This window comes from Phormidium sp. CCY1219 (assembly GCF_035615515.1).
Classification (GTDB): Bacteria; Cyanobacteriota; Cyanobacteriia; order Cyanobacteriales; family Laspinemataceae; genus CCY1219.
Genome location: NZ_JAJENT010000410.1, coordinates 1 through 4,839, shown reverse-complemented (window position 1 = coordinate 4,839; position 4,839 = coordinate 1). Strand labels below are relative to the sequence as shown.

The 4,839-nt window shown below is 49.3% G+C and carries 6 protein-coding genes; 2 read left to right on the top strand and 4 right to left on the bottom strand.

Going from position 1 to position 4,839, the window contains the following annotated elements; genetic code table 11:
* Nucleotides 1–56: 56 nt before the first annotated feature.
* The 3 genes from LKK83_RS09130 to LKK83_RS09120 form a co-directional block, all read right to left on the bottom strand.
* Nucleotides 57–911 carry a WD40 repeat domain-containing protein gene (locus tag LKK83_RS09130; RefSeq protein ID WP_324630766.1) on the bottom strand — a complete coding sequence of 285 codons (855 nt, stop codon included), beginning with the start codon at nucleotides 909–911 and terminating at the stop codon, nucleotides 57–59.
* Nucleotides 912–997: 86 nt separating this feature from the next.
* Nucleotides 998–1,177, bottom strand: a complete 180-nt coding sequence (locus LKK83_RS09125; protein ID WP_324630769.1) for a hypothetical protein — start codon at nucleotides 1,175–1,177, stop codon at nucleotides 998–1,000.
* A 150-nt stretch (nucleotides 1,178–1,327) separates the two neighbouring features.
* A complete protein-coding gene (locus LKK83_RS09120; RefSeq protein ID WP_324630768.1) occupies nucleotides 1,328–1,465 on the bottom strand; it encodes a hypothetical protein in 138 nt (45 codons plus the stop codon).
* Between LKK83_RS09120 and LKK83_RS09115 the strand changes: the two genes are divergently transcribed.
* Together LKK83_RS09115 and LKK83_RS09110 are read left to right on the top strand one after the other, a co-directional pair.
* Nucleotides 1,430–2,800, top strand: coding sequence for a DUF499 domain-containing protein (locus LKK83_RS09115; RefSeq protein ID WP_324630767.1), 1,371 nt, complete (start codon nucleotides 1,430–1,432; stop codon nucleotides 2,798–2,800). The genes LKK83_RS09120 and LKK83_RS09115 overlap by 36 nt on opposite strands.
* On the top strand, nucleotides 2,682–3,962 hold the full coding sequence (locus LKK83_RS09110; RefSeq protein WP_324630765.1) for a hypothetical protein: 1,281 nt from the start codon (nucleotides 2,682–2,684) through the stop codon (nucleotides 3,960–3,962). The genes LKK83_RS09115 and LKK83_RS09110 overlap by 119 nt, the downstream gene beginning before the upstream one ends.
* Before the next feature lie 160 nt (nucleotides 3,963–4,122).
* Here LKK83_RS09110 and LKK83_RS09105 read toward each other — a convergent pair whose 3' ends face one another.
* Nucleotides 4,123–4,569 (bottom strand): hypothetical protein, encoded by a 447-nt coding sequence (locus LKK83_RS09105; RefSeq protein ID WP_324630764.1) that lies wholly within the window; start codon nucleotides 4,567–4,569, stop codon nucleotides 4,123–4,125.
* Nucleotides 4,570–4,839 lie beyond the last annotated feature (270 nt).

Here is a 4,839-nt window from a genome sequence, read left to right as displayed (position 1 = left end):
GTGGGGAAAAGCGCCTTTAAAAGTCCGACTTTGGACTCTTTAAGAATCCCTCGGATTTATCCGTAGGGAGTATCAATAATATCCCAAATTTTAATCGTTCGATCCCAACTCGCACTGGCAACGGTCTTCCCATCACAACTCATCGCCACCCCTTCCACTTGACTGGTGTGACCCGTGAGAATACATTTGAGCGTTGCCACTTCCCCCTCTTTCACCGGCACGATCTGCCACACTTTTATCGTACAATCCGCACTGGCACTGATTATACTGCGTCCGTTGGGCGTAAATGCAATTTGATGCACCACCCCCGTATGTCCGATTAACGTATGGCGAACCAAGGGCAGGCGATCGCCCTTTTCCACATCCCAGAGTTTCACCGTAAAATCCCGACTGCAACTCCCCAAATACCCCCCATCCGGACGAAACGCCACCCCATTCACCCAATCCTTATGCCCGCGCCAACTCCTCAGACAATCACCGCAATCCAGATTCCACAATTTAATCGATTTATCCGCACTACCACTGGTGGCAAATAGTTTCCCATTCGGATGAATGGCCACTCCTAAAACCAATCCACTATGCCCCTCAATTGTCTGGATGCATTCCAACATTTCATACGGATTAAACCGCAGCAATTCCCGTTTCACTTCCGGTTCCGGTCTATCCTCGAGCAGTAAATATGCCGCTTTATAAACCTCTGGATGCAGGTCTTTTAACGCAGAAAGTAAAAGCGACCATCCCGCTTCACCGTAATGATTCGCTTCTCGCGTCGCGGCAATTCTAACCGCAACATTGTCCGAAGCTAACCGATTTTTAACTCCTTCGATGCCTCCCAATACCGCAGCAGTCTGGGGCAGGTTTTCCCCGCCGAGAACGACATCATTAGGTTGAGGGCGATTTCGCTGGTTCATCTTACGTGCTAGTGGTGAAAATCAATCTAACAACCGAGAAGTTCCGGGTCAGGGGTATGTTACGATTGCCCTAAGACATCTGACCCTCAATCAATATAGCGTTTATTTCTCGAACCATGAATAGCATCTCTGTTTCCATCCAGCCATCCCCTGGGATTTCCTTTCCTGCACGCTGGCGCGGCGATCGCATCCCCAATCCCCCACAGAGTCTCAGTTTGAGTGGCGTTATCCACCCGGATTCCCAAGGTCGGGAGATTGACCACCATCCCCGTTCCTTTTTTGCCACTACTTATTTTAACCGCGAACTTTCCGACCTTTTTCACGAGGTTTCTCGCGGATTGCAAGGCCAAATTGACGATAGAATCGTCGAACTGCACAGCCCCCTTGCCAGTGGCAAAACCCATACATTATTGAGTTTATATCATTGGGCGAAACACGATCGAGACTTGCAGCCAATTCCGCAACTCGATCGCTTCGGATTCCCGGAAACCGTTCGCGTTGCTGCCTTCAGTGGCGATATGAATATCCGCCAGGGAATTGCAGTGGAAAATCACTGCCCTATTTTGACCCCTTGGGGTCTTCTCGGATGGCAATTGAGCGGCGAATCTGGTTATGCTTTAATGGCAACCGCAGCCGATGAGTGGGTTGCCCCCAGTCAGGAAACCCTGAAAAAGTTGTTATCCCCTCAACCCACTCTCATTTTAATCGATGATTTTCTCTCCTATGTGGAACAGGCGATCGCTTTACCGGAAACTGAATCGAATTTTGCCCTACAGTTGCAGGTTTTTTTAGACAATTTGACGGCAGTGGTGCGGGAATTGCCGCAAGCAATGTTAGTCTACGCCGGATTATTGCACGATGTGGAATCGGCGATTAGTCGCAGTGGAATTGCAGCAAAAGTATCGCCAAACCCAGCAGTTTGTTCGGCCAAAGTAAAAACTCGATTGCGTGGCGATCGCCGCCCTTATCATTTCCTTTACCCCGACGAAATTTCCCTTACCCATTCTCCCACAAATAACCGCAAAAACCCTGTACATTCTCCCACTAAATATTTAAAAAGTTGCCTTTATCCTCGTCACAAAAAACCATCAAAATCATGGAATATTGCGCCACAAAAACGAGAAAAGCTAACCCTTTCACCCAGCTTTTATTTCCGGAAACAAATGGAACGCCAAAACGCCAAATCCTGGCAATTGCCAACAAAACTAAGGCAGAGAATAGGGAAACTTACCCCAATCTATCCGCCTATTTTGCCTAAGTCTATACCCGGCGTTCGGCTGCAAATTTTCACCAGCCTTGCCTGTGCGACGATATTGCAAACGGGGGGAATGAAAGCCAAGGTCATCCCCAAAGCGAACCGGAAAAAATTGTGGCAAAAGTGCAAAGTTTTGGGGCAGCCAAAAACTCAGGCATTAATTTTTATAAAACCGTTGACATTGGGAAATTTATGTGTTAGTAAATATGCAGATTTGCCAGGAGAATCCGGGGGTGGAGAGGGATGCAGTGCGAGAGTGTTGCGTCCGGGTTGTTGCGTAGCAAACCAGACCCTTTTCTTCCCGAAACCAATAACAATTGAAGAAACAACGAAACACAAGTGGGGCGGAAATGAGAGGAAAGCGGTGGTGGTTAGAGTGGTTATGTTTGGTATTAATCGTAGCCCTTCCGGCGGGGTGGTGGATCGCGCAACAAAGCCGAGGAAAACCCTTTGCCTTATCCGAATCTGCGAAAACCGAACCTTGGCCGGTACAAAGCGGATTAAAAATAGCCAAATTGCGCGATCGCATTCCCACGGTAAATCGCCTGGTCTTAGTTCCCGACAAAGCCACCTTTCTCTTTGCCATTCGCCAATGGAACCTGGAGGGTCGCTGGCCAATTTTAATCGAAGATGAGCGGTATGCGCCGATGTTTCGCGATCGCTTTCAACCCCAGGAAGTGATTCGGTTGCCCGCCGTCAACACCGCCTTACCCACCGATGAAGCCCTGCGTCAGGCGATGCAAAATGCAGTAGCATCGGCGTGGAATGCTAGGGATAAGGACTCGTTAAAACAACAATGGGAAACCCTGGGGTGGGAACCTCCCGGAGTAGTGATTACCGCCGTCACGGACCCCGCATGGCCGGCGGCGGTAGCCTTAGCCAGCGATCGGGGTCAACCCTTAGTCTTTTTGCCGGGAAACTTCGGTCAAGTTAATGATAGTATAAACCCGCAGATTTGGCAAGGGTTAAAAGCTGAAATAAAACGAAAAGTTCGCGCAACGGGATATGCTTACAGCGGGTTGGGGGATGCGGTGGATACGGTCACCGTCGTGCGGGAATTAGCCGTAAAATATCAATCTCCCACAAACGAAAGGGTAGATTTAGCCGTTACCGATGGCTTGGGCAGACATGAAAGCGGCGATCGCTGGGCGGTGGTTGGCTGGATTTATGGAAATACAGAACGAGCGTTATATCAAGCCATGTCGGCGATTTTTTTAACACCAGAAACCGCATTACTTTATGATAGTTATCCGTCCGAAGAACCCTGGAGCGAATATGAAATGAATTCTGCCAAAGCCCGGTTGAAAAAGATGGGAATTACCGCCACGGTGGTGCAGGGAGCCGAAGCCAGTTTAGACCGCTGGCGCAAGTTTAAAAATCCCGGATTAAACTACGATATAATCTGGGTGAATTCTAAAGGGATGAAAGATGGGTTTGCGGTGGGAAAAGGGAATGCCTCCGTGGAGGATATTCCGCCACTGAAATATCCGGCAATGATGCATTTTTTGCACAGTTGGTCTGCTACGACACCAGGCGATCGCGACACGGTGGGCGGGCGATGGTTGTCAAGCGGCGCTTATCTGTATGTGGGAAGCGTTCACGAACCCTATCTTTCCGCCTTCATTCCCCCCCGCATCATGTTAAGACGCCTGCAAAGAACCACACCGTTTTTGATGGCGGCGCGTCAATTAGAATCCGAACCCTGGAAAGTAACCACCATTGGCGATCCACTGGCGATAATCTCTCCGCCTCGGCGCAGAATTCCCCCCAGTGAGGTTCCCCTGGAGGGAGAATAACTGCGATCGGCGAGTGGCGACAAACATCATCTACACCGGAGACAAAAATCCTATAATGTCCGCTCAAAACCAGAAAAAATCGGCATGGAGTGGGTGGGTTTCGCCCCCGCTTCCATGCCGGATATTGTCTGAGAAAGACAGATTTTTAATGAATCTGACCCTACAGCACCCCGTTGATGAGTTGCTGAAATTCGGCAACTGATGGAATGGCGATCGCTTGTCGATGCAAATCCCGCAGAGTATCCGGTTCCTCAATAGTATTCAAGGCATCCACCACCTCTGGGGGCACTGAATTAAAGCGAGTTTCCAGGATGACAATCGTGCTTTCCCGCAGAGTGCGGTTAGTTACCTCTTCCTGCGCCATTTCTTCAACGCGACTGATAAACGGCATATTTCTGTCCTCCCGAGAGCGACGTAACTCCGTTTTAAATTCCCGTTGTAGTTCTTGGGGTAGTGTCATCATCCGGTCGATAAACCGGAACAGATTCACCACCTCATCTCTACTATAGCCTTTGGATACCAACTCACGCACCACGATCCACTTCCACTGTTTCCGTTCGGGTAAATTTTGGGTCGTGGCTTTGGTTTTCAGATGCGCCATCACCATGATAGCAAAGGGATTTGTACTGGCTTCGAGTTCCTCCCATTTGTCTTCATAGTCCAGTAGTTTGACGATGGGAAAATCGAATTAACCGATAACCCCCCAGCTCATATCCAAACCAGTTGGGACGCCAGGAGGGTCGTTCGTCTCCCAAAATTGCCACGGAGATGGAGGGAATGAGGTACTTGTCAAAGGCGCGATATAGCGATTCTCATATTGGTGAGGTAGAGCATTTTTTACCTCAAAGATGCACCTCAAGGTTGGGACTCTTCGGTT